Here is a 263-nt window from a genome sequence, read left to right on the forward strand (position 1 = left end):
ATGCGCAATCGCCCGGTAGCGGGCAGCGGTATCCCGGAGCGTCAGACCGGCGAGCGAGCGTTGCGCCCGCGCCTGTCCTAATGCGAGAACAATGGCGTCCGCGTAGCGCTTTGCATCGTCGGTCTCGACAAGCTGCGATGCGCCTCGGCAAGCCCTTGCGAGCGAAGGCCAACTAGGGCATACGCCTGGACGCCATCGCTGCGGAACTATCTGATGATTGGGTGTTCTGTACGGCGAACTCGTGGTGCGGGGCAAGCACCGGT

The 263-nt window shown here is 64.3% G+C and carries 1 pseudogene; it reads right to left on the reverse strand.

From position 1 onward, the window contains the following. Positions 1-135: pseudogene (locus SB764_RS41400) on the reverse strand (glycosyltransferase family 1 protein); the annotation flags it as partial. Between the last annotated feature and the right edge of the window lie 128 nt (positions 136-263).

The sequence above is a fragment of the Paraburkholderia sp. SIMBA_027 genome, assembly GCF_046535315.1.
Lineage (GTDB): Bacteria > Pseudomonadota > Gammaproteobacteria > Burkholderiales > Burkholderiaceae > Paraburkholderia > Paraburkholderia tropica.